Origin of the sequence: Geminocystis herdmanii PCC 6308, assembly GCF_000332235.1 — a bacterium.
GTDB lineage: Bacteria > Cyanobacteriota > Cyanobacteriia > Cyanobacteriales > Cyanobacteriaceae > Geminocystis > Geminocystis herdmanii.
Genome location: NZ_CM001775.1, coordinates 865,799 through 890,319 on the forward strand (window position 1 = coordinate 865,799; position 24,521 = coordinate 890,319).

The window sequence follows — 24,521 nt, forward strand, 5'->3', positions numbered from 1 at the left end:
CGGAATGGTAAAAACATTAAGAAATATAAAGCCGCCCTGAAGTGCGGGGTTTAAAACCCAAAGATTTTGATAAATTAAACAAAAATTTTGTGAAAATGAAGGGCGAAAGCCCTTTTTTTTGTTCTTTGACTTTTTTTATCAAATAATGAGCATTTTATTAATATTATTGAATATGCAATTTTAAAAATTAAAAATAGGTATTAGAAAAATGTTATACAAAAACAGAATTAGGGTAAAATTTCTTCTAGGGTAGTCTTTTTCAAGAGTGAAATTTTATATTAAAAATATAAGATTATTTTTATGGTCTCAATTTTACAAACTTTCTTAAATGAAATATTCTAAATCAGACGATCGAACTAAGATTTTAATTTTTAATCAATATTCCTTAACGGCTTGTGATATATCTTTAATTTCTATTGCTGAAGATATGGAAGGAGTGGTGGCACCGAGTAAACTTTATTCTACTTTAGCAGGAGGAAATGTTTTGGGGGTAATTTCTCCAGAAACATCTTTTTTAAATCAATTAGTGGTAAAAGCTCAATGCGGAGAAAGTTTTAGAAATGGAGATATTCAAGGGTTAGCAAATTTCTTTTTAAAACTGTATCATAATAAAGAACTTTGTGAACAAATGGCATATAATGCTAGAGAATATTTTTGTGATCATTTTACTAAGGATATTGCTATAGATAAATATGCCAATGTTATTGATAAAATTTGTTTAAACTCGATCGACTATACTGCTAGTAAATAGAATACTCATTTAATTATTTTAATATGTTTAAAATTGGTTCAAGTCATAAATTATTTTTAACTTTTGTGTTCTTATTGAGCTATGCTCCATTGGTGTTTGCCCAAAACATTAACCCCAGACAACCATTAAAACCTTTATCTCCTAGCAATAATACCAACAATTCTAATAATAACTCTTTTGATTTACCCACAAGACAAGCTAATGTCAGTCAACAATTTCCCTATACCCTTGATTCAGGAGATGTAATTGCCTTAGATATTTTTAATGTGCCTGAGTATAGTAAAGAATATACTGTTTTAGTTGATGGTACAATTAGTTTACCCTTAGTTAATCGTGTTTCTGTAGCTGGGTTAACCTTAGCAGAAACAGAATCTCTTATCTATGACAAATATGTAAATTTAGGATTACTAAAAGACCCCATTGTCAGTGTAAATTTAGTTATCCCTCGCCCGATTACCGTAGCTATTGTCGGAGAAATAAGAACTCCTGGCTCTTATTCTGTGCCTTTTGAGGGTACTGGTAATGTTGGTAATCAGATAAGCAGAAAATTTCCTAATTTAATTATGGCTTTACAGTTAGCTAATGGAATTAATGCTTCTGCTGATCCTCGTAGGGTGCAAGTGATTAGAAGTTATAAAGGGCAAGAGTATATTATCCCCGTCAATTTTTGGGATTTTCTGGAAAACGGTGATTTGAGTCAAAATATTGTGTTACGGGATGGCGATCGAATTATTATTCCTAGTGCCACAGAAATTAACCCTGTAGAAGTGTTAAGGGTAGCAACGGCGAATTTTTCGGCAAACTTGAGCATTCCCATTAGTATTAGTATTGTGGGAGAAGTGAATCGTCCCGGTCCCTATACTTTAAGTGGCGATGATGTCAGAGCTAATAATTTAACCGATAGTTTAGGATTTCAAAACACGACTACTATTAGGAATCAAGAAGGTTTAGCAGGAATACCCACCGCCTCCAGAGCCATTAAAACGGCTGGTGGTTTAACGGCAAAAGCAGATATTCGTAACATCGAAGTTAGACGGACATTACCATCAGGACAAGAACAAACAGTTAAGGTTGATTTGTGGCAATTATTGCAAACGGGGGAGTTTAGAGAAGATGCTTTATTGCAAAACGGCGATCGAGTTTTTATTCCTACCATAGAAACGATTAAGGATAATGAAGTTCGTCAAGTTGCCATAGCAAGTTTTTCTCCCAATACCATTAATGTTAGTGTGGTAGGAGAAGTTAAAAGTGCAGGATTAAAACAGTTACCCCCTAACGTGAGTTTACAACAAGCCCTTTTACAAGCAGGAGGATTTGATAATCGCCGTGCCAACGAAAGTATCGCTCAATTAATACGTCTTAACCCTGATGGTACAGTCACAAGACGATCGATCAAAGTCGATTTTAGCTCCCCTTTAAGTGATGAAAACAATCCACCTTTATTAAATAATGATGTGATCTTTGTCGAACGATCGAACCTTGCCGTGGCTTCCGACGCTACTTTTGCGATCATTAATCCCTTTGCTCAAATCTTAGGAATTATTGCTAATACAGCAGTTTTAATCGATCGACTAGATGGCAATAATTAACAAAGTATCTCCCTAACACCCCAATTCCCCAACTCCCTATCAACCCCTTTTCTATCTTCATCAATAAATTTTATTCCTATGGAAGAATTTTTTATTTATCTCAAAATTATTCGTAAAAGATGGCTACCGGCTTCCTTAGTCTTTGTCCTCGTGTTCTTCTTTTTAGGTTACGATCGATCGAGAAAAGCCGCTCCCCTTTATCGTGCTAGTGGAACACTTATTTTTGAAACAACAAGCCCTAATATAGCAGACCCTTTTGCCTTGGGTTCTCAAACAAAATTAAGTAATGATGTCGTCTTAATTAAGTCTGATACTTTGGCGAAAAAAGTCATGACTGATTTACAGTTACCTTTAGATTTAGACCCGAAAAAATTATCGACAAATTTAATGGTAATAAATCCTGAAAAAACCGATGTAATTGAGCTTTCTTTTATTGCTGAAGATCCCGAATTAGCGACAGAAATTGTTAATACTTGGATAAAAAATTATGTGCAATTAGACAAAGATCAAAAAGTTGCTCAAACTAGAGAGTTAGCTAGTTTTTTAGAAAAACAGATTCCTGAAAGTCAAAAAGAATTAGAAAAAACTGCTGAAAAATTAAAAAACTTTAAACAAAATAATCGTATTCTTGACATTACCGCAGAAGCAGGTTCTACCATTCAAATTATAAGTGGATTAGACAGTCAAATAGCGGAAGTAGAAGCTCAATTAGCCTCTCAAAAATCTCGTAGAGATTCCCTCCAAAAAATCTTTCCTGTGGATTCCCAAGGTGGTATTACTTCCACATTTGTTAATGAATCTCCTATTGTGGCTTCATTGATCAAAGAAATTCAAGAAATTAAAACTGTCATTGAACAAGAAAAAATTCGTTTAGGAAATGAGCATCCTCAATTAATTTCTTTAGAAAAAAAACGTGATGTTTTAGAAGAACAATTACAAAAATATCTTCAAAATGTTAATATTCAGGGAAATTCACCTCAAACTAATGTAGAAGACATTTATCAACCCGGTTCTAATCAAAATATTTTGTTAGCTGAATATGCTAATCTCGATCGAGAAATTGCCAGTTTAGAAGCCAGATTAAAATCTTTAAATCAACTCATCGACAACTATCGAGAAAGGGTGGATATTTTACCAAATTTAGAGTTTGAACAAGAACAATTACAAAGAGAATTAAATGCTCGAAGTGATTTATTACAAAATTTAATTAAAAATTATCAAGATGTACAAATAGCTATTAATAATACTCAAGGAAATATTCGATCGGCAGAATTTGCTTCTGTACCAAAAGAACCCACAACTAACCGTGCGTTAACTTATTTAATTCAAGGATTTTTAGGAGGTATTCTAGCTGGTTCATTAGTGGCTTATTTACTAGAAAAATCAGATCAAGGAATTAATAATATTAAGCAAATTCGATATTATTTTAGCTACCCATTATTAGGAAATATTCCTGATTTTTATCGCCGAAAAATCGATAATATCACCAGTGATTTACCTGTTAAAGACAATCCATCTTCTCCTGTGTCTGAAAATTTTAGGGCTATTGTTGCTAGTTTCAATTTTATGGATACAGAAGAAAAACCCTTAAAAGTCATCACGATTTCCAGTACTGTAGCTAAAGAGGGTAAATCAACAATTTCGGCTAATATCGCCCTTGCTGCAGCGGGGATAGGTAAAAAAGTTTTATTAATTGAAGCAGATTTAAGACAACCCGGACAAAAGAAAATTTGGAAAAATATAGATAACGGCTTAGGATTAAGTAACTTATTACAGAAAGAAAATAACGCCTTAATCTCAGACTCAGTAGTTTCGGTGATGGATAATTTAGATATTTTATTCGCAGGAAATAATCAATCTAATCCTGTTGCCTTAATTGGCTCATCTCAAATGTTATACCTCATTGAGGAAATAAAAAAAGAATATGATTTAATTATTATTGATGCACCCCCTATTAGTGTCGCTGCGGATGCTCAAATATTAGGTAGAATGAGCGATGGAATGTTAGTGGTTATACGTCAAGGAAAAATAAATACATCCATGTTAGCAGGAACAAAAGAATCTTTAATCCAAGCGGAGGTTAATGTTGTAGGCTTAGTACTCAACGGCTTTACTGCTGATACTGATAATTATTATTATTACTCTAACTATTCACATTATCACAATCAAACAAATCAGAAATTAAAAAATAAGAAATAGGTATCATAAGAGTATTGAAATCAACCTCACCTCAGTTCGACAGAAGAAAAATGATGAAGACGAGACACCTCAGTTCGATAGAAGAAAAGTGGTGAAAACGAGACAAGTGGACAAGTCGACCTCAGTTCGACATAAAGAAAATGATGAAAACTAGACAGGTGGACAAGTGGACAAGTGGACAGGGAGAAAAATTCTCAATATTTGATGTACTTTTGAGAGAATTTTATTCATTCATCAGAAATACAATCTTCCTGTCTTCCTGTCTTCCTGTCAACGAGAGTCAGCCCTCACCTATTTTTATATCGAACTCAGGTAATTTGTGCCGATTCCCCTAGCCATCATAGAAGCTAATAAGGGAATAATACTAAATCCGATTAACTCAAAAACAATGATATTTTTTAATCTTTTATATTGATTAATCGTCATTTCTGGAGCTTTTTCTTCTAGGAGAGATTTAATCCATTTTAAAAATGAAATAGTGGGATAAAGAGATACTGTTCCTACTATTAAATAAACGGTAATTTTAGCCCAAAAAACTGGTTGATTCATATAATAAGCGGTATCTTTAGCAAAGTATAAAACTCTTAAAACACCCGTAGCTAAAATGACGATCGCACCTATACCATAGGCACTGTCTGCTAACACAATACGCCATGCTTCTTTAACAGTTAATTCTTCTTTTAAGGTAAAAAATTCAATAGCAAGAGAAGCGAAAATAACTCCGATACTGAGATAATGAAAATAAGCAACAATAGCACTAGCCCACATGGTAAATAAACTCCTGATAATGGTAAAAATTTGAACTTAAATAATAAAATTTTATGCTTGAACAGTTTGTTTTTTCATCATAGTTTTTCGCCACCAACCTAGCAAAGTACTGGCAATAAAAATACTAGAATAAGCTCCACAAACAAAGCCCACAATTAAAGCTAAAGCAAAATATTTCAAAGTATCACCACCGAATAAATAAATGGCAACTACGGGTAAAAGAGTGGTTAAACTGGTGTTGATCGATCGAGTTAAAGTCTGCAATACGGCTTGATCTACTATGTCATTCATGTTGTCAATATCAGTATTTTGGCTGGTTTCTCGGATTCGATCGTAAATAACTACGGTATCATTAACCGAAAACCCTGTAATAGTCAGTAAAGCCACCAAAAACAGAGTATCCACTTCTACCCCAGCCACTAAACCTAAGATAGCAAAAACTCCTGCCGTCACTAAAACATCATGAAATAAGGCAACAATGGCGAAAATAGCATAGTCTGTTTGAAAACGAAAACTTAGATAAACGATAATTCCTGTAAAAGAGACTACTAAGGCTAAAATACCAGAGATAAAAAGTTCTTTCCCTATGGTAGGTCCTACGGTATCAATTTGTATGGTTTTTTGGTCAAAAACACCGATTTTTTCCGTTAAAACCTCTTGTAATTTGCTTCTCTCATCCACATCTAAGGTTTTGGTGCGAATAGAAATACCGTGTTTATCTTCTCCGACAATCTGAATACTGCTATTAGTGGCTAAATTTTCCGTTTCTAATATTTCTCTTACTTCATTAACTGTAATAGCTCGATCGCAATTATTGACAATAGTACAATCTAATTCTAGCTGTAACCTAGTTCCTCCCACAAAATCCAGACTAGGACGCAAAATATTACCTGTGGTAGTATAAGAAATAATCATCGCCAAAATACTACCGATACAAAGAAAAGCCGAGATACTCCACCAGACTTTTTCCCATTTAACAACGCTAAATTTCATAAATATTGATAATTAATAGTTTTTTTTAATAATATCAGTTTAAACTTCCTAATTATTCCTCAAATAGGTTACTAAGACGCTCAACTTCCGTTTGAGTTGTGTACATGGGTGTACCTGCTAAAATACCTGTAACGTTACGGAATGGATGCCCGATGTGCATTCCTTGATGATCAATGGTAAACTCTCGAATATCTTTATCGTGCATCGAGCCTCGCATTTTTAATACCGTTATACCTCTACGCATTTCTCCATACATTTCTACATATCGCAATAAAATAATCGAGTCGGTAATAGTAGAAATATGAGCTTCTGTAATGGATGAACCCCCTAGTAATGTGGGAGTAGTGGAAGTAAATAAACCGCCGATTTCCTGCTGTTTGATGAAAGAAGTTAAGCCAATGATAAATTCTCGAAAACCTTTAAGATTTGATACCCTCTCTAATGCGGAAAGACTATCTACCGCCACTCGATTTGGTTTAAATTCTTTGATGGTTTCCTTCATGTTGATAAGATGGTTTTCTAACCCCGTAGTTTCGGGATAACGACACACTACTTTGAGTTTGCCTTCTTTTTCCATCTGCTGAAAGTTCACTCCCCAACCTGTGGCATTTCTGAATAATTGCTCTCTACTTTCTTCAAAAGCAAAGACTAAACAACGTTCATCATTTTGTACTCCCCCTGCCATAAACTCTGTCACCATCAGGGTTTTACCCGTACCTGTCGCCCCAGACACCAAAATAATGGAGTCTCGGAAAAATCCACCTCCGCACATCCGATCTAATTCTTCACTACCAGAGGTTATCCTAATATTAGATGAATGTTGCTCTAGTTCGATCGCGCTCAAGGGTACAACTACCATACCTTGACGGGGAATAATGGTAAAAGGATACTCTCCTTTTTGATGATCTGTACCACGATACTTTAAGATTTCGATCGTACGGCGACGTTTTTCATCATTTAAAACATTGCGTAAAATCACCACATTATCCGCCACAAATTCTTCTACTCCATAACGGCTAATTTCTCCGTACTCTTGTGTACGTTCAGCCGTCATAATCGCAGTGACACCCAACTCCCTTAACGCCGAAGCCAATCTAAATAAATCATTTCTCACTTGGGCGCTATCTGCCAAATGACTAAAAATTGCGCCTAAAGAATCTAAAGATACCCGTTGGGCGGAGTATTTGCGAATAGCATACTCAATTCTGGCAATTAACGCCCCTAAATCATATTCTCCTGCCACCATAGGAATTTCTCCGGGTTGAGGAGAAGCATCCACAAAAGCCCATTGTCGATTCGCTTCCCATTCCCTGATTTTCCAACCAAAACCCGACATATTGCACCTAATGGCTTTAGGCGGTTCTTCAAACGTTACAAAAACACCATTCTCTCCTAATTTAACACCTTCCACTAAAAATTGACAAGCAAACACAGTTTTAGCACTTCCTGCTGTACCTGAAATGAGTGTTGCCCTTCCTTTAGGTAATCCTCCTTCTGCTAAAAAATCGAAACCCGGAATCCCCGTTTCTAGCTTTTCTATGTAGTCAATATCTAAATCGGTTTCTTGACTCATTCATTTTCTCTCTATAATCAACATCATCAACAATAATATATTATCTAGTCTGATTACTGACAATGCAAGTTTTATTTTATCAAAATGGGAGCAAGAATACCCCTTCCCTCTTTAGCCTGAGTTCGATATAAGAAAATAGTCTCAAACTATTAACTAATATGAGTTTTGGTTTTATACTGTTTTTCACTACTTTAGAATTCTTAATAGATTAACAGCTCTACCCAGATTAATAAGTTAATTTTTGTGAAATATTTATTAAATTTCATTGCTAATATCTCCTTTTCTTTTTTATTAATTTCATAATCAATATGTTATTTTTTAAAATTGATTGTTATAGACTTAGAAAGACTCTTCTATAAGGTTGATAATTTTTGTTTAATTTTTGAACCATCTTTTAATCAGCAACTTTTATTATCTACACAGAAAAAAAGAATCAAAAATAGTCGATTATCCTTAAGTGAAATTATGACTATTATTATTTATTTTCATCATTCCAGTTATCGGAACTTTAAACATTATTATCAAGATCATATTCAGATTTATCATCTTCAAGATTTTCCTAATTTGGTCAGTTACAATCGTTTTGTTGAACTAAAATCTTCGGCTTTAATTCCTTTAATTTTTTATCTCAATACTCGTAAAGGACTATGTACTGGAATCTCTTTTATCGACACAATGGGTATTGCTATTTGCCACAATAAAAGAGCGAAAAGAAATAAAGTTTTTGAGAACTTTGCTCATTGGGGGAAAAGCTCTATCGACTGGTACTATGGTTTTAAACTTCATTTGGTTATTAATGAGCAAGGTGAAATATTGGCTTTTAAAATAACACCAGGAAATGTTGATGATCGAAAAACAGTTCCTTATTTAACAAAATATATATGGGGTAGATTATTTGGGGATAAAGGATATATTTCCCAAGATTTATTCCAAGAACCATATCAAAGAAATATTAAATTAATTATCCCATTCAAAAAAAAGATGAAAAATAAATTATTAGAATTATGGGAAAAGTTGATGTTAAGAAAACGCTCTTTAATTGAAACTGTCAATGACCAGTTACAAAATATATCCCAAATAGTTCATTCACGACACCGAAGTCCAATTAATTTTTTGGTAAATGTAATTGGTGGATTAATCGCTTATACATGGCAAGATAAAAAACCTAAATTACAATTAGAAAAAGAGGAAATAAACTCTTTATCCCCATTAGTAATTTAAACTTAATAACTATATAAAAGTAGATATATTAGGCTAAAAAAGAATAATTTTAGCTCTGGTTTTTCATGCTTATTTTTAGATAAAAATTATCAATCAAGACAAAACCCTTATTTTACATTGTTTTCAGGTTCACTGTTATATCGAACTCAGGTGAAGTAAGGTGGGGTTCTTCAATGGTTTGTAGATTTTAACCTTATTCTATAAAATACGATCGATGTCTAATTATCCATTCTCCATTTTCCATTCTCAATTATCCAACACCTCCTCTAGTTTAAGTCCAATAGTTGAACCTTCAGGAAATACTGTACCTGTTTTTTCTGCCGAAAGACGGGCTAAGGCTTTATCATAAACGGTATCAGATAAGTGAATATAACCGATCTCATCCACGATCGATTTATGCTCTTTACTGAGATAATATTCTACAAAACTTTTGACTTCGGGGCGTTGTAAAGATGCTTTTTTCACATAGATAAAAATAGGACGAGCTAGGGGTTGATATGTACCATTTTCTACGGTAGCAATACTAGGCTCAATACAACCCTCACCATTACTAGCATCTTCATCATCGATGGAAATGGGCTTCACTTTCGTTAAGTTTTCTTCTAAATAAGAAAGACCAAAGTAGCCTAAAGCACCTCGATCGCCTCCAACACCCTGTACAATGACGTTATCATCTTCACTAGCGGTATAGTCTCCCCTACTTTCTCCTCCTTTACCATTCACAGCTTCCGTAAAGTAATCAAACGTACCCGAATCTGTACCCGGTCCGTATAAGTTTAATGGTACATCAGGAAAGCTCGATCGCGCAGCGCCACTTTGTGATCGAACTTGTTTCCAATTAGTTACATTACCCTGAGCAGAAGGATTCCAGATGGTTTCTAATTCTTTTTGTGTCAAACATACCGCCCAATCGTTTTCAGGATTAACCACCACCGACAAAGCATCAAACGCCACAGGTAACTCTACATATTCAATGCCTTCTTGTTGACATTTCTCTATCTCCTCCTTTTTAATCGGGCGAGAAGCGTTAGAAATATCCGTTTCTCCAGCACAAAATTTCTTAAAACCGCCCCCCGTGCCAGAAACGCCAATAGCAATTTTTACCCCTTCATTATCATCTTGAAAATCCTCCGCCATAGCCTGAGTAATAGGGAATACTGTCGATGAACCATCAATACTAATATTACCTGTTAAATCACTCTTTTGGGGAGGGGTAACTGTTGCCGTTGAGTTATTTTTACCACAAGATTGTACTCCCATTAAGATCATAATTAAGGGAAAAGATAACCATAATTTACTGATTTTGTTAGTTTTAATTTTCATAAAAATTACTGTCTTTATTAATACATTTACTTCTTTATTTGTCTAAAATATAACTTATCAATCTAGTAATTAAGGTTATTATAAAATTAAGAATAGGTTAAGTTTTAATTAATGAAAAATTAAGAAATAAAACTATTGACAATTAAAGATTAATCATCCACAATTTAAAAATAATTATTCTTAAAATTATTGTAAAATTTATACTTATAATCCCCTTAAATTTATGATTTGCTATTGAGGCTCAATTACCTTATACCATGAAAAATGAACATAATATTAATCAATATTACACCACTCTTAAACAATTACCTTTAGATAATTATAGAGTTGATATTAAGGTTTCTACAGAAATAGTAGAAGAACAATTACTATTAAATCCAAAACTTTCAGGGGTTTTTATTCTTAAAAATAATGAGGTATTTGGCATTATTTCTCGGCGAAAATTCTTTGAAAAAATGAGCAAAGAATATGCTAGAGATATTTATAGTAAACGTCCTATTAAATTACTTATAGAAAGTTTTAATTATGAACCTCTTAAAATTCCCTTAAAAACGGGCATAAATGAAGCCGTAAAGATTGCTTTAGAACGTAGTCCAGACTTTATATATGAACCCATAGTTGTTACTAAAAAAGGGGAAGAAGTGGGAATGTTAGAATTAAGTATTTTAATTTTATATCAAGCTCAAACTTTCTCGGAAATTAATGATAAACTGGTAGAACAAGAACAAAATTTAAGGGATTATGCAAGTACGATCGAACTAGAAAAACAAAAAGTAAAAGAGTATGCAGAGCAATTAGAACAACAACAAAAAGACTTAAAAAAAGCTAATAAATTACTTAAAAATCAAACCGAAGAATTAGAAGAAAAACAAAATCAATTATTCTTAGAAACTCAAAAAGTTAATAATTTGAATCACAGATTTTCTGAAGTAGGTTTACTCTTATCGAAAGAAGGAAAAAATACCTTTTCAGCCTTAAGTGAAAGTGTAAAATTAATGATTCAATTTACCGAACAAATTAACGAAATTGGCGATAGTTTTCAAGAGAAAATTAAGAATGTCAATCAGGCAACAGATTTAATTAACAAAATTAGTAAAAGAGTCGAAAATTTATCTTTTCAAGCTGGGGTAATGGTAGCTAATTTACCTGCAGATGATGGGAGAGGTTTATCTTTTAATATGATTGCTGAAGAAATCAAAAAACTGAGTTTACAAATTGCAGAAGCCACAGCAAGTGTTAATAGTATTGCAAAACAATTGAAACCTGAAATTAAAATTTTGGTTAATACTGCACAAGAAAATAGAGTGGTAGTTAAAAGTTTAACTCGCAACTCTGAAGGTACACAATTAGCTTTAAATAAATTAACTAATTTAGTCGAAGGAGGAGATAATGTATAAAACATCTTCAGTAAATTTAGTAAAAAATCCCAAATCATGGCAGGAAATTTGTTTTACTATTTTAGGATTTATTCCTATTATTATTACTTTCATTATTTTCTCTATTTTTATTACTCAAACTTGGCAATTTTTTCAAGAAATTTCTATCTTTAATTTTTTTACCAGTAAAGAATGGACTCCTAACTATAGTAATGCTCAATTTGGTATAATTGTTTTACTTTCTGGTACTTTTTTAGTAACTCTAATCTCTTTAATTATCGCCATTCCATTAGGCATTTTAGCAGGAATTTATTTAGCAGAATATGCCTCTAATAAATGGAGAGGTATTTTAAAAATTTCTTTGGAATCTTTAAACGGTATTCCGGGAGTTGTTTATGGATATTTTGCTCTTTTATTTCTCACTCCTTTTTTACAAAGTTATTTTTTCCCTTCCCTTGGCGGATTTAATGCTTTAAGCGCTGGTATTTGTATCGGAATTTTGATTATTCCTATTATTGCTTCTTTAACAGAAGATGCTTTAATCTCTCTTTCTCCTGAATTACGCAATTCTGGCTATGCTTTAGCATTAACTAAACAAGAGGTTATTCGTTTAATTCTTTTACCTGCTATTTTCCCTAAAGTCTTATCTGCTATCACTTTGGCAACTTCTGTAGCGGTTGGTGAAACTATGATTGTTTCTATTGCCTCTGGGCAAAAACCGAATCTTACTTTAAATCCTTTTGATTCGATCGAAACCATCACATCATTTATTATTAGAGTAAGTTTAGGCACAGTAGAGTTTGACTCGATTATGTTTAAAACTATTTTTACCGTGGGATTTATTCTCTTTTTAGCAACATTTTTCTTAAATACCTTTAGTTATTGGTTACAAAATAGGGAAGAAAAAAGCGAAAATAAGAGTAGTTTCAAGGAAAAAATATCTAGTAATTATGTTACTAACAACTCAGAAAATAAATATATATTACCCATAGAAAAAGAAATAATTAATCTTCATAGTAAAATTTCTTTACCGAGAATTATACTAGATCAAATATTAAAAATTAGTGGTTTTTGTGCTGGTATGATAGGCATTGTTTTCCTCATCATCCTCTTATGGGATGTGGGAGAAATGGGCTTACACCGCATCAACTGGACATTTTTAACCAGTTTTTCCTCTCGTCGGGTAGAAGAATCAGGGATTTTAGCCGGTTTAGTCGGCAGTGTCTGGTTATTTATTCTTAGTTTAATTATGGTTGTACCTTTGGGGGTGGGAAGTGCCATTTATTTAGAAGAATATCGCAAAAATAACGCCTTAAATCGCTTTTTAGAAGTCAGTATCGCCAATTTAGCGGCTATTCCTAGTATTATCTATGGTTTACTCGGTTTAGAAATTTTTGTGCGTTTGTTAAAACCTGTCACTGGGGGTTATAGTATCCTTTCTGGTGCATTAGTTTTAACAGTGATGACTTTACCCACCCTCATTATTACCAGTCGTAGCGCCTTAAAACATGTTGGCAAAACTTTAAGACAGGGAGGCTATGCCGTAGGCATGACAAAAGAGCAAGTATTACAACAATTAGTCATTCCCCGTGCCTTACCCAGCATCATTACGGGGGTATTAATTGCCCAAATTCGTGCTTTAGCAGAAACCGCCGCTTTAATTGGAGTTGGTGCAAAAGCATCCGTGCGATTTTTACCCCCTCTGTCATGGGAAGGTTTAACCAGTAGTTATACAACTTTACCAGTACAAATATTCTATTGGTTACAAAATCCGAAGGAGGAGATTCAATCTTTAGCCGCCGCCGCCATTATTGTTTTGGTGGTGATACTATTAATTCTCAATTTAATTTCCCTATTAATCCGAGCATCAATTAACAATTAATAATTAACAATTAACAATTAATAATTGTACTCAGGTTGAGTGTATTTATTAATAACTTATTTAAAATTTAAAAAATATTAATATGAATAGTATAATTAAAGTAGAAAATTTGACAGTTTTATATCAAAATTTGCCGATTATTGCAGGAGTTTATTTAGACATAAAGCCTCAAGAAATTACTGGCATTATAGGTCGATCGGGCTGTGGAAAAAGTACTCTATTAAAGTGTTTTAATCGCCTTAATGATTTTGTTGATGGCATGAAAATTAAGGGAAATATTTTGTTTAAAGAGCAGAATATTTACGATTCTGATGTCAATTTAGTGCAATTGCGTAGGGTTATTGGTATGTTATTTCAACGCCCTGCCCCTTTTCCTACATCAATTTATAAAAATATTTCTATGACTTTAAAAGCAAATGGTTATAAAAAAAATCTGGATGATTTAGTAGAAGATTCATTAAAAAAAGTCGGTTTATGGGATGAGGTAAAAAATCACCTTCATAAAAACGCTATGAATCTTTCGGGAGGGCAAAAACAACGACTTTGTTTAGCAAGAGCCATCGCTATTCAACCAGAGATTATACTATTAGATGAGCCTTGTTCTGCATTAGACCCAATTTCTACCCTCGAAATTGAGAATTTATTATATCAATTAAAGAAAGATTATACCATCATTATCACTACTCATGATCTCAAACAAATTGCTCGTATTTGTGATGATGTAATTTATATGGATATGAGAGAGGACGATCGAGGTAATAAAACTGGGTTTATTGTAGAACAAAACAGTGTCGAAAAGATATTTCTTAACCCTGATAATCAAGAAACTTTAGCCTACACTTCAGGAGGAATTGCCATCAATAAGTAAGAAGTAATTTTCAGAAATAAAGATACCAATTTTCTCAATAAATTCCCCCTTTTTTAAGCAGGGGGTTTTCAAAGTTGAAAATGTTAATTTCTGAAACTAATATATAGTGGCAGATACGAAAGTTTTTAACTATTAATTAATCAATTATTAGAAAAAATCCCCCTAATACACCAATACCCTAATACCCCAGGGTGTTAAATTGTACTGTGTCTAATCGCCAATGTAATTAAGCCTTGTTGCCCTAACAATACTTCTCTTAATAGGGTAATAATGCCAAGCCACACCACTGGAGTAATATCGATACCCCCTAAAGGTTGAATTATTTTACGGGTAGGTGCTAAAAATGGTTCTGTAGGTAAATAAGCTAATTTATAGGGAAATTCCGTTAAATTGACGTTGGGATACCACGTTAAAACGATGCGAAAAATAAATAATACTGTCATTATCAGTAATAAAATCCCTAATAACACACTACCAATAATTGCAAGATTCATATAAATTTTATCTCTAATTTATAATCTGATTTTACCACAACCATCGAACCCATTTTGAGAAGAAAACAACTCAAAACGAAAAAAGTTAAAATAGATTTTAGTTAACCTTACTTAACAGATTAGGATCGATCGAAAGATTATAATAGACCTTATCTGTATCCAAAACGAGGATCAAATTTTATGATTGACGTAATTATTATTAGTATTTTTGTTCTAGCCTTTGCGGGAGTAGGTTTCGATGTTATTGAAATTCTACCCGATGATATACAAAATCAAATATCCAATATTCAGGCTTTGAGATGGTTAGCGGCAGGATTCGCTTCCATCATCGGATTAGCATTAGGATTAGTTGCCCAAACTACCTACAGACGACTAGAGCAAAAAATTCGCAAAACTCCCATCGAAGTTATTATTACTAGAGCCATCGGCTTAGTGATAGGATTACTTTTAGCTAATTTAATGTTAGCCCCAATTTTCCTTTTACCCATACCGGGTAACTTCAGTTTCATCAAACCTATGATGGCAATACTTGGTAGTGTGATGTTTGCGGTTTTAGGGGTATCCCTTGCAGATGCTCACGGGCGTACATTTTTACGACTGATTAACCCCAACAGCATCGAATCCATGTTAGTGGCAGAAGGCACATTAAAACCCGTTGCCACCAAAATTTTAGATACTAGCTGTATCATTGACGGGAGAATTCAACAACTTCTCTCTACTGGTTTTCTGGAAGGACAAATTTTAATCCCCCAGTTTATCTTAAACGAATTGCAACAATTAGCCGATGCTACTAATGATCAAAAAAGAGTGCGAGGCAGACGAGGATTAGACATCTTAAATCAGATGCAGGAAACTTATCCAGATAAAATTGTCATTCATCCCGAAGAATATGAAGATGTCACCACCGTTGACGCAAAATTATTGCACCTTGCCCATGACATCAACGCTATGTTGATTACTAACGACTTTAATTTAAGTAAAGTGGCTAGTTTACAAAAAATTGAAATACTTAATGTTAACGATTTAGCTCAAGCTGTGCGCCCTATTTATTTACCCGGCGACTATATCGACTTAAAAATTCTCAAACATGGTAAAGAACCCAGTCAAGGTATTGGTTACTTAGAAGATGGTACAATGGTGGTAGTAGAAGAAGCTAATGGTTATGTAGGCGCGGAAATGAGAGTTATTGTTACTTCTGCTTTGCAAACCTCCGCAGGAAGAATGATTTTTGCTAAAACTAATGCTTCTGCTATGGTTTCTTAATTTCATTGTTAGAGTATGTCACGCAAAGGTTAACTGTCAAGTATCATTGTTTCTGGTTAAGAAATTCAAGGAAATTTGACAGTTTTTATCTTTCTATATATTCATCTTTTTTACCTATCACATGAATTCTATTTTAATGGTTCATGGTATTACTGATACGGGCAATGTTTTTGATACCATGAAATCCTATTTTCAAAATAAGGGATTTACTATCTATACTCTTGATTTAATTCCTAATTTTGGTAGTGCAGATTTACGGGATTTGGCACAACAAGTTAAACAATTTATTGATACTCAATTCCCCTCTGAAGAAAAAATAATTTTGCTTGGTTTTAGTATGGGAGGATTAGTCACTCGTTATTATCTTCAAAGGCTTAATGGGTTAACTAAAGTCGATCGATATATTAGCATTTCTGCACCTAATAATGGTACTAATTTAGCTTATCTTCCTCCCTTAAAAGGGATTCAACAAATGTGTCCGAATAGTGAGTTTTTACAAGACTTAAATCACGATGTCAAGGAAACATTAGGAATGATTAATTGTTTAATTATTTGGACTCCTTTTGATTTGATGATTCTTCCAGCTAATAGTTCTATTTTAGGTATCGGTAAAGAGGTTGATATTCCTATTTTAATCCATAAATGGATGTTAAGTGATCAAAGAGTTTTTGATGAAATTAATTCTTTTTTAAATACTTAAAATTTAACATTCATCTATGGCGTTTTTTTTATTATGACGTACATTTGTTTTGCCTATTGCCTTTCAACGAAAATTTTCGTACCTCACTAAAACGAGTATTGCTATATCTTCATCTTCTAGGTTAATATTGAATGACAAAGGGATCAAGAGAACGCCAAAGATACCACACTGCGACAGTGCGATAAGGTTGCCATTGTTGTGACAATGTAATTATTTCAGCTTTTGTCATGTTTCCATAATGTTGATAGATGGCGTTGATTAATCCTAAATCAGCTAATGGTAGTATATCAGGACGATGTAAATGGAAGATTAGAAACATTTGCGCACTCCATTCACCAATACCTTTGATTTGGGTTAACTGTTTAATGATTTCATGATCACTCATGTATTCCCATGTATTTGGGGTTAAAAGTCCATCATGGAAAGCGTTGGCAACGTTGGTGATGTAATTAATTTTCTGTCGGGATAATCCGCATTGACGTAATTTTTCCCTGTCTGAAGTCAAAAAACTATGGGGAGTAATACTTTCTAAGACGGTGGCAAGTCTTTGCCAGACTGCTTCGGCGGCTTTCACTGAGATTTGTTGCCCTACTACTGCCCTAATTAGTGTATGAAAGGGGTTATGATGATTTGTCAATATTTCATCGGGATAAGTGATGATTAAGTTACCAATTATTTTATCTTGATGTGTAAGAAGTTCGAGGGCTTTTTGCCAATACAATGGAGTAATAGGTTTTACTAATTTTTTGTGATTAATTGACATAAAGTTATTTATAAAAATAATTTAATACTGATAATAATTTTCTAACCCTCTCCCCTAACCCTCTCCCCTAACCCTCTCCCACAGCAGGGCGTTTTCATTCTCAAAATTTGGTTTAATTCAAAACTATAATTGAGAAGAAATCTAGCCATTTTTACTGATTTAAAAATTAATTATCATTAAAAATCATGATATTTTTGGTGGAAATTGAACTTACAAAATACAATTTTACCCCGACTTTGAAAAAACTGCTGCTACAGGAGAGGGAAACTAATATATTTAGAAAAAATTTTCTTATGGTTTGCAGATAAATATAACATATTTTTTTAGTCATAAATTAGTTTAATTTCTTCTTGAATGATGGGAATTGGTGCTTGATAAAAATAGTTTTTTTGTAAGTTTTCTTGATATATTATTTCTTCAAAAATATTTTTAACTTTTACATAATTTTCTGGCAAAAAGTTGGCTTGATTTTGTCTAAATTTTATTTTATTACCAACTATTTGATAACTAATATTGATTTCTTGTAAAGCATTTAAGATAATTTTTAAGGTATCTTTTTTAATAGCTAATAAGGGTAATATTTCTTCGATCGAAATCTCCTCACTTTTCTGTATATTCTGTTTAATTAGCTTAATTAAAGTTTGCCAAAGTTGTTCTATATCGAGGTTATTTTGATGCTGATAGGCTAAAACTAAATCTTTTTGATTGTCGATCGCTTTTTGGGATTTATCGGTGATTTCTTGCCATTGTAAAGGACATTCGTTGACTAAAATTTCACGATGATCAATATTATTTAATAAGGTAAGGTTCGATCGATAATCTACAATAGTAGGAAGATGGTTAATGTTACGGTAAAAAGTAGTGTTTTCCTGTGCAATTTTTAAATCGATTATCTTGACAAAATAGAGATTTTTTTGTAAATGATAATCTAACTCGATAATAGCATCATAACGAGATTGTTGATTAATTTCATTGTTATAATGTCCTTCCCATTTCCCTTCAATTCCTTGAGAGCAACTCTCATCATTTAAGGTAAAATAAACCGTATTTAGGGGTAATTTGTTGCCATGATTATCCTTCTTTTTATCAGAAGTTTTTGTAAACCAACAATTTTTTATTAATAATTTCGGGTAAGGATTATCAAAGGTAAAAGGTTCAATTAATTTTAACTCATTATATAATTTTTTCCCTAATTGTTCGATCGAAACTATCAAATCAATCTTTTTTGTCGAGGATAAACTATTACTTTTATTCCTTAATTGTTGATTAAGATTATCTGTCAATAAGTTAATATTTTCTGATGGTAAAGATATTTCTATTTCTTGATGATATTTCGTGATACTTATTAATAAATCCCTTTGATTATGGAGTAATTCCCATAAATTAAGACTAGAATGAGCATAACAATAACCATACTCGATCACGAAGTGGCGCTGCGCGATCGTAAAACGGCGCTGCTCGATCGTAAAACGGCGCTGCGCGATCGAATTTTCGTCACTAGAAAATAAAATAATAGGATGTCTATATTCTTGACTTAAAAAGCGAGAGATTAAAGGTAATAATTTTCTATCCCATGAATTATTGTGCAAAATAATAATCTTATTGTTAGATAAATCTAAAGAAGCAATTTTTTGCTTAAATTGTTTAATAATTTTTTCTTTTAACTCTACAAAAATTCGATAAGATTGCTCAACTTTCATCACCAATTCTCCCCATAAACGAGGATTTTCTGTAGTTAATAACTTTAACAATAAATTATCTTTTTTGTACAGACTATTAAACACATTTAATCGAATGCCTAAACCTTTTTGATAGTCGGTAATTTTATCTTTACTATTTTCACAAGTTTTGATTAATCTTGTAATATAAAGGCGTTTTTCTAATGAGATTAATTCGATACCTTTTTTAAGTAAATAACGAGATTCTCCTTTGATATTATCTCCCGAAGCTAATAATCCTAAAGCAACTAAATCTAACAATTTGTCAGGTTTTTCCTGAGAAAATTCTTGATATAAACTCTCTAACAATTTATAAGCAATTCCTACCGCCGAGAGATGATAAAAAGGATGATTTTCTGCGAAATTTAACGGATTAAGAAAAGAAATAACAGGAGGTCGTGCAACTGGTAAAATATGATGGTCAATGATAATTATATCTATTTCTAAATCTTGAGCATAACTAATCATCTCAAGACTTTGACACCCCATATCGACTACTAAAATTAACTTAACTTCCCTTTGGTTTAATAAATCGATACCTTCACGGGTTAATCCCTTAATTTCAGTGGGAGAAATATAGTAACTTAATTGATGATTTTGTAAGGAAAAAAAAGGCTTTAAACCTTCTATTAATATGGCTGTGGCTATCACTCCATCAATGAAGGAATCTCCCCAAATCACCACTTTTTCTTGATTCACCCATGCTTGTTGTAAACTCTGGATTCCTCTTTTCATTTCTTGCCCAAATTCATCTCCAGAAAGGGATTGAGTCTCATGACAATTCAATAATTCCCTCAAATTGTCAATGTCTCGAATCCCCCGATTCCAGAGTAATTGCCCTAAAAAATCTATGTCACTATTATTGACATCAGTCTTTATTTCTGCCAAAAACCATTGAGGAATATCAATGCTTGGGATTATTTCCCATGAGTAGCTATCCATGAATTAAATTATAGTATCAAAAATAAAACTCACTTTGTCTTCTTTTCCTAAGGCAATACGATCTCCATTTTTGAGCCGATGACGATTTCCTGTCGGTAAGGGTGTATGATTGATATAAGTACCATTAGCGCTTCCAGTGTCTTCAAGGAAAAAAGTATCACCCTCCACAATAATATCCACATGGATACGGGAAACAACCTGAGAATGAGGAAAACCTGATACGTCTATATCGGGAGGACTTTTTTCGTTAGGTTTCCCAATGTGGATTACTGGTAATTCCGTGGGCAATTCTAAAATAACTCCTGTTTGTACATGGGTAAGACTAGCTTTATAACTTTGAATCTGAGTCGAATTATCGATAATATTTGCTGTGGGTGAAACAGAAGAATCTGTTTCAAATAAATCGACATCGATATTACTAATATCTTCTAAGTTACCTACCACGTCAGTATTGCCAACATCTTCTAGGCTACCAATTACGTCTGTGATAATTTCTGATGACTCGTTAATCATATAGAATTTCTCTTGAGGTTGTGATCAACATTTTATCGCAAAAACGAATTTTCCGTAGAAATAGGAAAGGAGGAATAAGGCAAAATTGTTAACGGTTAATTATTTAAGGCAGATTTGTCAAGAAACCAGATTAATTCTCCTTGGGGATTAATAAATTTACTGGGGTATTGATTGGGGTTGCCTGTGTCACTAAATACCTCTTTTAAAGCCTCTTGTTTACTACTTCCTGCTACTAAAAAAATGACACAGTTTGCGTGATTAATTAAGGGTATGGTGAAGGTTAGTCTTAAACTTTCGCCTCGATTTCCGACGGTAATTAGTCGATCGAACACTTCTAAGGCTTTAGTATAAGGGAAAAGAGAAGCCGTATGTCCATCGTCTCCCATACCTAATAAGATGATGTCAAAGCTAGGAAAACCAGAGGTTAAACCGAAAAAGTCGAGTATCTCTTGATGATGTTTTTGGGCATCGGTGTCGGGATTTTCTCCATCTGTGGGCATGGGATGAATATTCGTCACGGGAATATTAACGTGATTTAACCATGCTTCCCTTGCCATTTTTTCGTTACTATCGGCATGAGTTGGCAAGACATAACGCTCATCTCCCCAGAATATATGAATTTTATCCCAAGGTAAATCAGTTTTGGCGATGGCTTCATAAATTGGTTTAGGAGTATTTCCTCCAGCTAGGGCGATCGTACATCTGTTTGTAAGCTCGATCGAACTTCTGATTTTCTCAATAATAAAATCTGTTGCCGTGGCAATCAAAGCAGTTTTATCGGCAAGTATTTTAGTTTGTACCATGAATTTTATCTTATCTGGAAAGAATATCTACAGTATAAATTCTAACTTGAGTTCGATCGACCTCTACCGCAATACATTCTGTCTCTAGGTTTACTCATTTTCACAATCTTATTAATAAGTAAAAATTATCTATTTCGCTATTGATATTTTTATTTTTTATAGCTATACTAAAAACAGTTAAGGAAAACTAATAACAAAAAGGTAAAAGATTATGTTTGGTTATACTAAGTTTTGGAAAGGTTTATTAATATCTCCCTTTAATCACATTAAAAATAAATTAGATTCTTGGGAAATTAAAGAGAAAAATATCGCTAAAAAAATAGTTAGTTTAATTCCTAGTCAATGCCCTTTTGCTCAAGATATTTGTGTGTTCGATCGAAAAATTGTGACTATTCCGCCTTTATGTAAACTAAATCCTTTTTACGATAATCTAATGATATTAAGGTTTAAGGCTTTATGTTTTTTAAGTGAAATTGGTGAAGATATTAGCCCATATTGCTAATTATTAGTATCAAAAAAAGATAATTTTATCAAGGGTATATTTTATCTTAAATTAGAGGATAACATCACATTCTCACCAATTTTTTTCAACTCTCTAACCCCTAATTCCTGATTAATTTCTCAAGGTTAAAATTTCATAACCATCATTAGTCACTAATACGGTATGCTCAAACTGGGCAGATAATTGTTTATCTACTGTTACAACCGTCCAACGATCTTTTAGGGTACGAGTTTGTTTTTTCCCTTCATTAATAATCGGCTCAATAGCTAGTGTCATTCCAGCTTTTAATTGTACATTGGGTAAATCTTTCGTGCGCACATTGAAGACAGACGGTTCTTCGTGTAAGTTTCTGCCCACACCGTGTCCTACAAAATTTTCTACCACTGAAAAGCCATTTTTTTCCACATAATCTTGAACTGCGATCGCAATATCCATGAGATAATTTCCAGCTTTTACTTGCTCAATCCCTTTATATAAAGCAACTTCAGCCACTTCTAATAATTTGACAGCATTGCGTTTGATTTTGCCCACAGGAAAAGTAATACAAGAATCACCATGAAAACCATTATAAAAAGCGCCTGTGTCAATTTTGACAATATCCCCCATGTTAATCACTTTTTTAGGATTGGGAATACCATGGACTACTTCATCATTAATACTGGCACAAATAGAAGCTGGAAATCCATGATAACCTTTAAAACTAGGAGTTGCCCCCATTTCTTTGATTCTCTTTTCGGCATAGGCATCTAAATCCGCCGTTGTCATGCCCGGTTTTGTCATTTCTTCAATTTCTTTTAACACCGTGGCAACAATTTTTCCCGACACTCGCATAATTTCGATTTCCGCTTCCGTTTTTAATTCTATCCCCTTTTTACTTTTTTTCATGGGGGGAAGTCCTTTTGTTTTCGGTGGGTTCGATCGCTCATTTTTGAGAGGATTAAATAATAAATCTCTTAAATTTTTCATCTTTTTTATTATTACTAAATATATTAATTATTCTTTTACTTTAGGTTTAAAAGTTTTAGGTTTAAAATCTTTTTTATCCCCTTTATTATAATTATTGTCTCGATTATTGTCTTTTATAAAGTTTTTTGGTTCAGGTTTAATACGAGGACAAGCATAAGGAATTACCTTTTTAATTTCTAAAACATCCCCTTTTCTTTTGCAAATTAATTTATAGACATATCCCATCCATAATTTTTTCTGTTTAACAAAATCAAAGGAATTAATAAAAGTATATTTAAACTTCTTAATAAACCCTGTTTCTTTCGCTATTTTTCTAATATCATCCATTGTCATCGATCGTTGCACAGTAACATTTCTTTGGGCAGTCCATACACCTATAAACTCCCATGTTTCTTCTCCCCTAGGATTAGACGGCATTCCCTTATCCCAAGCAATGATTTGTACACTAATTAACTTATCATCCTTCATTTTGGGATACACTCGAAACCAATGAGAACCAACCACTGCGTCTGTATTATGAGCTAACCATTTAAGACGAGGATTTTTAAAGGTAGCCTCCATCTGAAATCCGTCAGGTAAAATCAGGAGGAAGGGCGCTTCTTCATTGTGTGGTGGAACTAATATTCCTTGTAATTCTGCGATCGCCTGATGACAACCATTCCCCGCTAAAATTTTATAGCGCTTTTTTTCTACCTTCTCTACCTTCTCTTGTTTATTCTCAGAAGGTTGTTTTTTAGTCTTAGCATCCTTTTTCGACTCAGATTTGTCATTTTTGACATCATTAGAGGTAGAATCTTGAGTTTTCTCAGATTTACTCTCTTTAACTGATTTTTTCTTTTTGACTTCCTCTTTAACGGATTCCTTATCTTTGACTTTAGGTGAAGTCTCCTCACTATCTGTTACTTCTTTGACGGGGATTGTTTGAGTTTCTTCCGTCTGAGAAATAGTAGTTTCCTCAATATTTGATGATTCTTGAGAAATAGGAATAGTAGTTTCCTCAATGCTTGGTAATTCTTGGGGAGTAACAGAATCTTCTTTGTCAACGATCGAAATACTAGATTTTTCTTGTAATATTTTTATTTCCGCTTCCGAAGGGCAACAAAGGCGACAAGGTTGATAACCTTCGGTGAAACCTTGTAAAAAGGAGTCTAATTTTTGCCATCCTTCTTTATCTGGTTGACAATGACGACAACTGCGCTCATGAATTTTACCACTAGGAGAGACGTAATAAATAAGGGGGGTGGATGGGGAATTATTTTTTTGTGCCATGATTTACTGAAAAAAAGCCTGTTAGTTTAGATTAACTTAATTTAG

At 33.2% G+C, this 24,521-nt stretch carries 21 protein-coding genes; 10 read left to right on the top strand and 11 right to left on the bottom strand.

What is annotated here, in order from left to right:
- Positions 1-328 precede the first annotated feature (328 nt).
- From SYN6308_RS04310 to SYN6308_RS04320, 3 genes are all read left to right on the top strand, one after another.
- The gene (locus SYN6308_RS04310; RefSeq protein ID WP_017293205.1) at positions 329-751 is read left to right on the top strand and encodes a hypothetical protein; all 423 of its coding nucleotides are present in this window, start codon (positions 329-331) and stop codon (positions 749-751) included.
- Between the two features lie 23 nt (positions 752-774).
- Positions 775-2,340, top strand: coding sequence for a polysaccharide biosynthesis/export family protein (locus SYN6308_RS04315; RefSeq protein WP_017293206.1), 1,566 nt, complete (start codon positions 775-777; stop codon positions 2,338-2,340).
- A gap of 78 nt (positions 2,341-2,418) precedes the next feature.
- On the top strand, positions 2,419-4,539 hold the full coding sequence (locus tag SYN6308_RS04320; protein WP_017293207.1) for a GumC family protein: 2,121 nt from the start codon (positions 2,419-2,421) through the stop codon (positions 4,537-4,539).
- A gap of 297 nt (positions 4,540-4,836) precedes the next feature.
- Here SYN6308_RS04320 and SYN6308_RS04325 read toward each other — a convergent pair whose 3' ends face one another.
- The 3 genes from SYN6308_RS04325 to kaiC are packed head-to-tail and all read right to left on the bottom strand — an operon-like array spanning position 4,837 to position 7,873.
- Positions 4,837-5,307 (bottom strand): DUF2214 family protein, encoded by a 471-nt coding sequence (locus SYN6308_RS04325; RefSeq protein ID WP_017293208.1) that lies wholly within the window; start codon positions 5,305-5,307, stop codon positions 4,837-4,839.
- Between the two features lie 51 nt (positions 5,308-5,358).
- Positions 5,359-6,300 (bottom strand): protein translocase subunit SecF, encoded by a 942-nt coding sequence (gene secF, locus SYN6308_RS04330; protein ID WP_017293209.1) that lies wholly within the window; start codon positions 6,298-6,300, stop codon positions 5,359-5,361.
- Between the two features lie 52 nt (positions 6,301-6,352).
- Positions 6,353-7,873 carry a circadian clock protein KaiC gene (kaiC, locus tag SYN6308_RS04335; RefSeq protein WP_017293210.1) on the bottom strand — a complete coding sequence of 507 codons (1,521 nt, stop codon included), beginning with the start codon at positions 7,871-7,873 and terminating at the stop codon, positions 6,353-6,355.
- A gap of 333 nt (positions 7,874-8,206) precedes the next feature.
- Between kaiC and SYN6308_RS04340 the strand changes: the two genes are divergently transcribed.
- A complete protein-coding gene (locus SYN6308_RS04340) occupies positions 8,207-9,094 on the top strand; it encodes an IS982 family transposase (protein ID WP_026101918.1) in 888 nt (295 codons plus the stop codon).
- Between the two features lie 246 nt (positions 9,095-9,340).
- Here the strand turns inward: SYN6308_RS04340 and SYN6308_RS04345 are convergent, their stop codons facing one another.
- Positions 9,341-10,417, bottom strand: coding sequence for a PstS family phosphate ABC transporter substrate-binding protein (locus SYN6308_RS04345; protein WP_017293212.1), 1,077 nt, complete (start codon positions 10,415-10,417; stop codon positions 9,341-9,343).
- Between the two features lie 257 nt (positions 10,418-10,674).
- On the opposite strand from SYN6308_RS04345, the gene SYN6308_RS04350 reads away from it, so the two are divergent.
- From SYN6308_RS04350 to SYN6308_RS04360, 3 genes are all read left to right on the top strand, one after another.
- Positions 10,675-11,814, top strand: coding sequence for a hypothetical protein (locus tag SYN6308_RS04350; protein WP_017293213.1), 1,140 nt, complete (start codon positions 10,675-10,677; stop codon positions 11,812-11,814).
- The gene (pstA, locus tag SYN6308_RS23265) at positions 11,807-13,675 is read left to right on the top strand and encodes a phosphate ABC transporter permease PstA (protein WP_017293214.1); all 1,869 of its coding nucleotides are present in this window, start codon (positions 11,807-11,809) and stop codon (positions 13,673-13,675) included. Before SYN6308_RS04350 ends, pstA begins: the two co-directional genes overlap by 8 nt.
- A gap of 82 nt (positions 13,676-13,757) precedes the next feature.
- Positions 13,758-14,543: a phosphate ABC transporter ATP-binding protein gene (locus tag SYN6308_RS04360; protein ID WP_017293215.1), complete on the top strand. Its 786-nt coding sequence runs from the start codon at positions 13,758-13,760 to the stop codon at positions 14,541-14,543.
- A gap of 194 nt (positions 14,544-14,737) precedes the next feature.
- Here SYN6308_RS04360 and SYN6308_RS04365 read toward each other — a convergent pair whose 3' ends face one another.
- On the bottom strand, positions 14,738-15,037 hold the full coding sequence (locus SYN6308_RS04365; protein WP_017293216.1) for a YggT family protein: 300 nt from the start codon (positions 15,035-15,037) through the stop codon (positions 14,738-14,740).
- Between the two features lie 180 nt (positions 15,038-15,217).
- On the opposite strand from SYN6308_RS04365, the gene SYN6308_RS04370 reads away from it, so the two are divergent.
- Both SYN6308_RS04370 and SYN6308_RS04375 read left to right on the top strand, forming a co-directional pair.
- Complete coding sequence (locus tag SYN6308_RS04370; protein ID WP_017293217.1) at positions 15,218-16,300, top strand: PIN/TRAM domain-containing protein; 1,083 nt, start codon at positions 15,218-15,220, stop codon at positions 16,298-16,300.
- Positions 16,301-16,421: 121 nt separating this feature from the next.
- Complete coding sequence (locus SYN6308_RS04375) at positions 16,422-17,000, top strand: esterase/lipase family protein (RefSeq protein WP_026101919.1); 579 nt, start codon at positions 16,422-16,424, stop codon at positions 16,998-17,000.
- Positions 17,001-17,121: 121 nt separating this feature from the next.
- On the opposite strand, the gene SYN6308_RS04380 is transcribed toward SYN6308_RS04375, so the two are convergent.
- The 4 genes from SYN6308_RS04380 to pgl form a co-directional block, all read right to left on the bottom strand.
- Entirely contained in the window at positions 17,122-17,763 is a 642-nt protein-coding gene (locus SYN6308_RS04380; protein WP_017293219.1) for a DNA-3-methyladenine glycosylase family protein, read from the bottom strand.
- Positions 17,764-18,086: 323 nt separating this feature from the next.
- Positions 18,087-20,423, bottom strand: a complete 2,337-nt coding sequence (locus tag SYN6308_RS04385) for a DHH family phosphoesterase (protein WP_017293220.1) — start codon at positions 20,421-20,423, stop codon at positions 18,087-18,089.
- A gap of 3 nt (positions 20,424-20,426) precedes the next feature.
- Complete coding sequence (locus SYN6308_RS21735) at positions 20,427-20,936, bottom strand: FHA domain-containing protein (protein WP_017293221.1); 510 nt, start codon at positions 20,934-20,936, stop codon at positions 20,427-20,429.
- 95 nt (positions 20,937-21,031) lie between these two features.
- Complete coding sequence (gene pgl, locus SYN6308_RS04395) at positions 21,032-21,739, bottom strand: 6-phosphogluconolactonase (RefSeq protein WP_017293222.1); 708 nt, start codon at positions 21,737-21,739, stop codon at positions 21,032-21,034.
- A 211-nt stretch (positions 21,740-21,950) separates the two neighbouring features.
- On the opposite strand from pgl, the gene SYN6308_RS04400 reads away from it, so the two are divergent.
- Positions 21,951-22,241: a Mo-dependent nitrogenase C-terminal domain-containing protein gene (locus SYN6308_RS04400; protein WP_017293223.1), complete on the top strand. Its 291-nt coding sequence runs from the start codon at positions 21,951-21,953 to the stop codon at positions 22,239-22,241.
- A 111-nt stretch (positions 22,242-22,352) separates the two neighbouring features.
- On the opposite strand, the gene map is transcribed toward SYN6308_RS04400, so the two are convergent.
- Positions 22,353-23,207 carry a type I methionyl aminopeptidase gene (map, locus tag SYN6308_RS04405; RefSeq protein ID WP_017293224.1) on the bottom strand — a complete coding sequence of 285 codons (855 nt, stop codon included), beginning with the start codon at positions 23,205-23,207 and terminating at the stop codon, positions 22,353-22,355.
- Positions 23,208-23,234: 27 nt separating this feature from the next.
- A complete protein-coding gene (locus tag SYN6308_RS04410; RefSeq protein ID WP_017293225.1) occupies positions 23,235-24,476 on the bottom strand; it encodes a hypothetical protein in 1,242 nt (413 codons plus the stop codon).
- Positions 24,477-24,521 lie beyond the last annotated feature (45 nt).

Coding starts and splice junctions, on each gene's coding strand:
- SYN6308_RS04310 (WP_017293205.1), top strand. CDS start 329: ATGAAATATTCTAAATCAGACGATCGAACTAAGATTTTAATTTTTAAT.
- SYN6308_RS04315 (WP_017293206.1), top strand. CDS start 775: ATGTTTAAAATTGGTTCAAGTCATAAATTATTTTTAACTTTTGTGTTC.
- SYN6308_RS04320 (WP_017293207.1), top strand. CDS start 2,419: ATGGAAGAATTTTTTATTTATCTCAAAATTATTCGTAAAAGATGGCTA.
- SYN6308_RS04325 (WP_017293208.1), bottom strand. CDS start 5,307: ATGTGGGCTAGTGCTATTGTTGCTTATTTTCATTATCTCAGTATCGGA.
- secF (WP_017293209.1), bottom strand. CDS start 6,300: ATGAAATTTAGCGTTGTTAAATGGGAAAAAGTCTGGTGGAGTATCTCG.
- kaiC (WP_017293210.1), bottom strand. CDS start 7,873: ATGAGTCAAGAAACCGATTTAGATATTGACTACATAGAAAAGCTAGAA.
- SYN6308_RS04345 (WP_017293212.1), bottom strand. CDS start 10,417: ATGAAAATTAAAACTAACAAAATCAGTAAATTATGGTTATCTTTTCCC.
- SYN6308_RS04350 (WP_017293213.1), top strand. CDS start 10,675: ATGAAAAATGAACATAATATTAATCAATATTACACCACTCTTAAACAA.
- pstA (WP_017293214.1), top strand. CDS start 11,807: ATGTATAAAACATCTTCAGTAAATTTAGTAAAAAATCCCAAATCATGG.
- SYN6308_RS04360 (WP_017293215.1), top strand. CDS start 13,758: ATGAATAGTATAATTAAAGTAGAAAATTTGACAGTTTTATATCAAAAT.
- SYN6308_RS04365 (WP_017293216.1), bottom strand. CDS start 15,037: ATGAATCTTGCAATTATTGGTAGTGTGTTATTAGGGATTTTATTACTG.
- SYN6308_RS04370 (WP_017293217.1), top strand. CDS start 15,218: ATGATTGACGTAATTATTATTAGTATTTTTGTTCTAGCCTTTGCGGGA.
- SYN6308_RS04375 (WP_026101919.1), top strand. CDS start 16,422: ATGAATTCTATTTTAATGGTTCATGGTATTACTGATACGGGCAATGTT.
- SYN6308_RS04380 (WP_017293219.1), bottom strand. CDS start 17,763: ATGTCAATTAATCACAAAAAATTAGTAAAACCTATTACTCCATTGTAT.
- SYN6308_RS04385 (WP_017293220.1), bottom strand. CDS start 20,423: ATGGATAGCTACTCATGGGAAATAATCCCAAGCATTGATATTCCTCAA.
- SYN6308_RS21735 (WP_017293221.1), bottom strand. CDS start 20,936: ATGATTAACGAGTCATCAGAAATTATCACAGACGTAATTGGTAGCCTA.
- pgl (WP_017293222.1), bottom strand. CDS start 21,739: ATGGTACAAACTAAAATACTTGCCGATAAAACTGCTTTGATTGCCACG.
- SYN6308_RS04400 (WP_017293223.1), top strand. CDS start 21,951: ATGTTTGGTTATACTAAGTTTTGGAAAGGTTTATTAATATCTCCCTTT.
- map (WP_017293224.1), bottom strand. CDS start 23,207: ATGAAAAATTTAAGAGATTTATTATTTAATCCTCTCAAAAATGAGCGA.
- SYN6308_RS04410 (WP_017293225.1), bottom strand. CDS start 24,476: ATGGCACAAAAAAATAATTCCCCATCCACCCCCCTTATTTATTACGTC.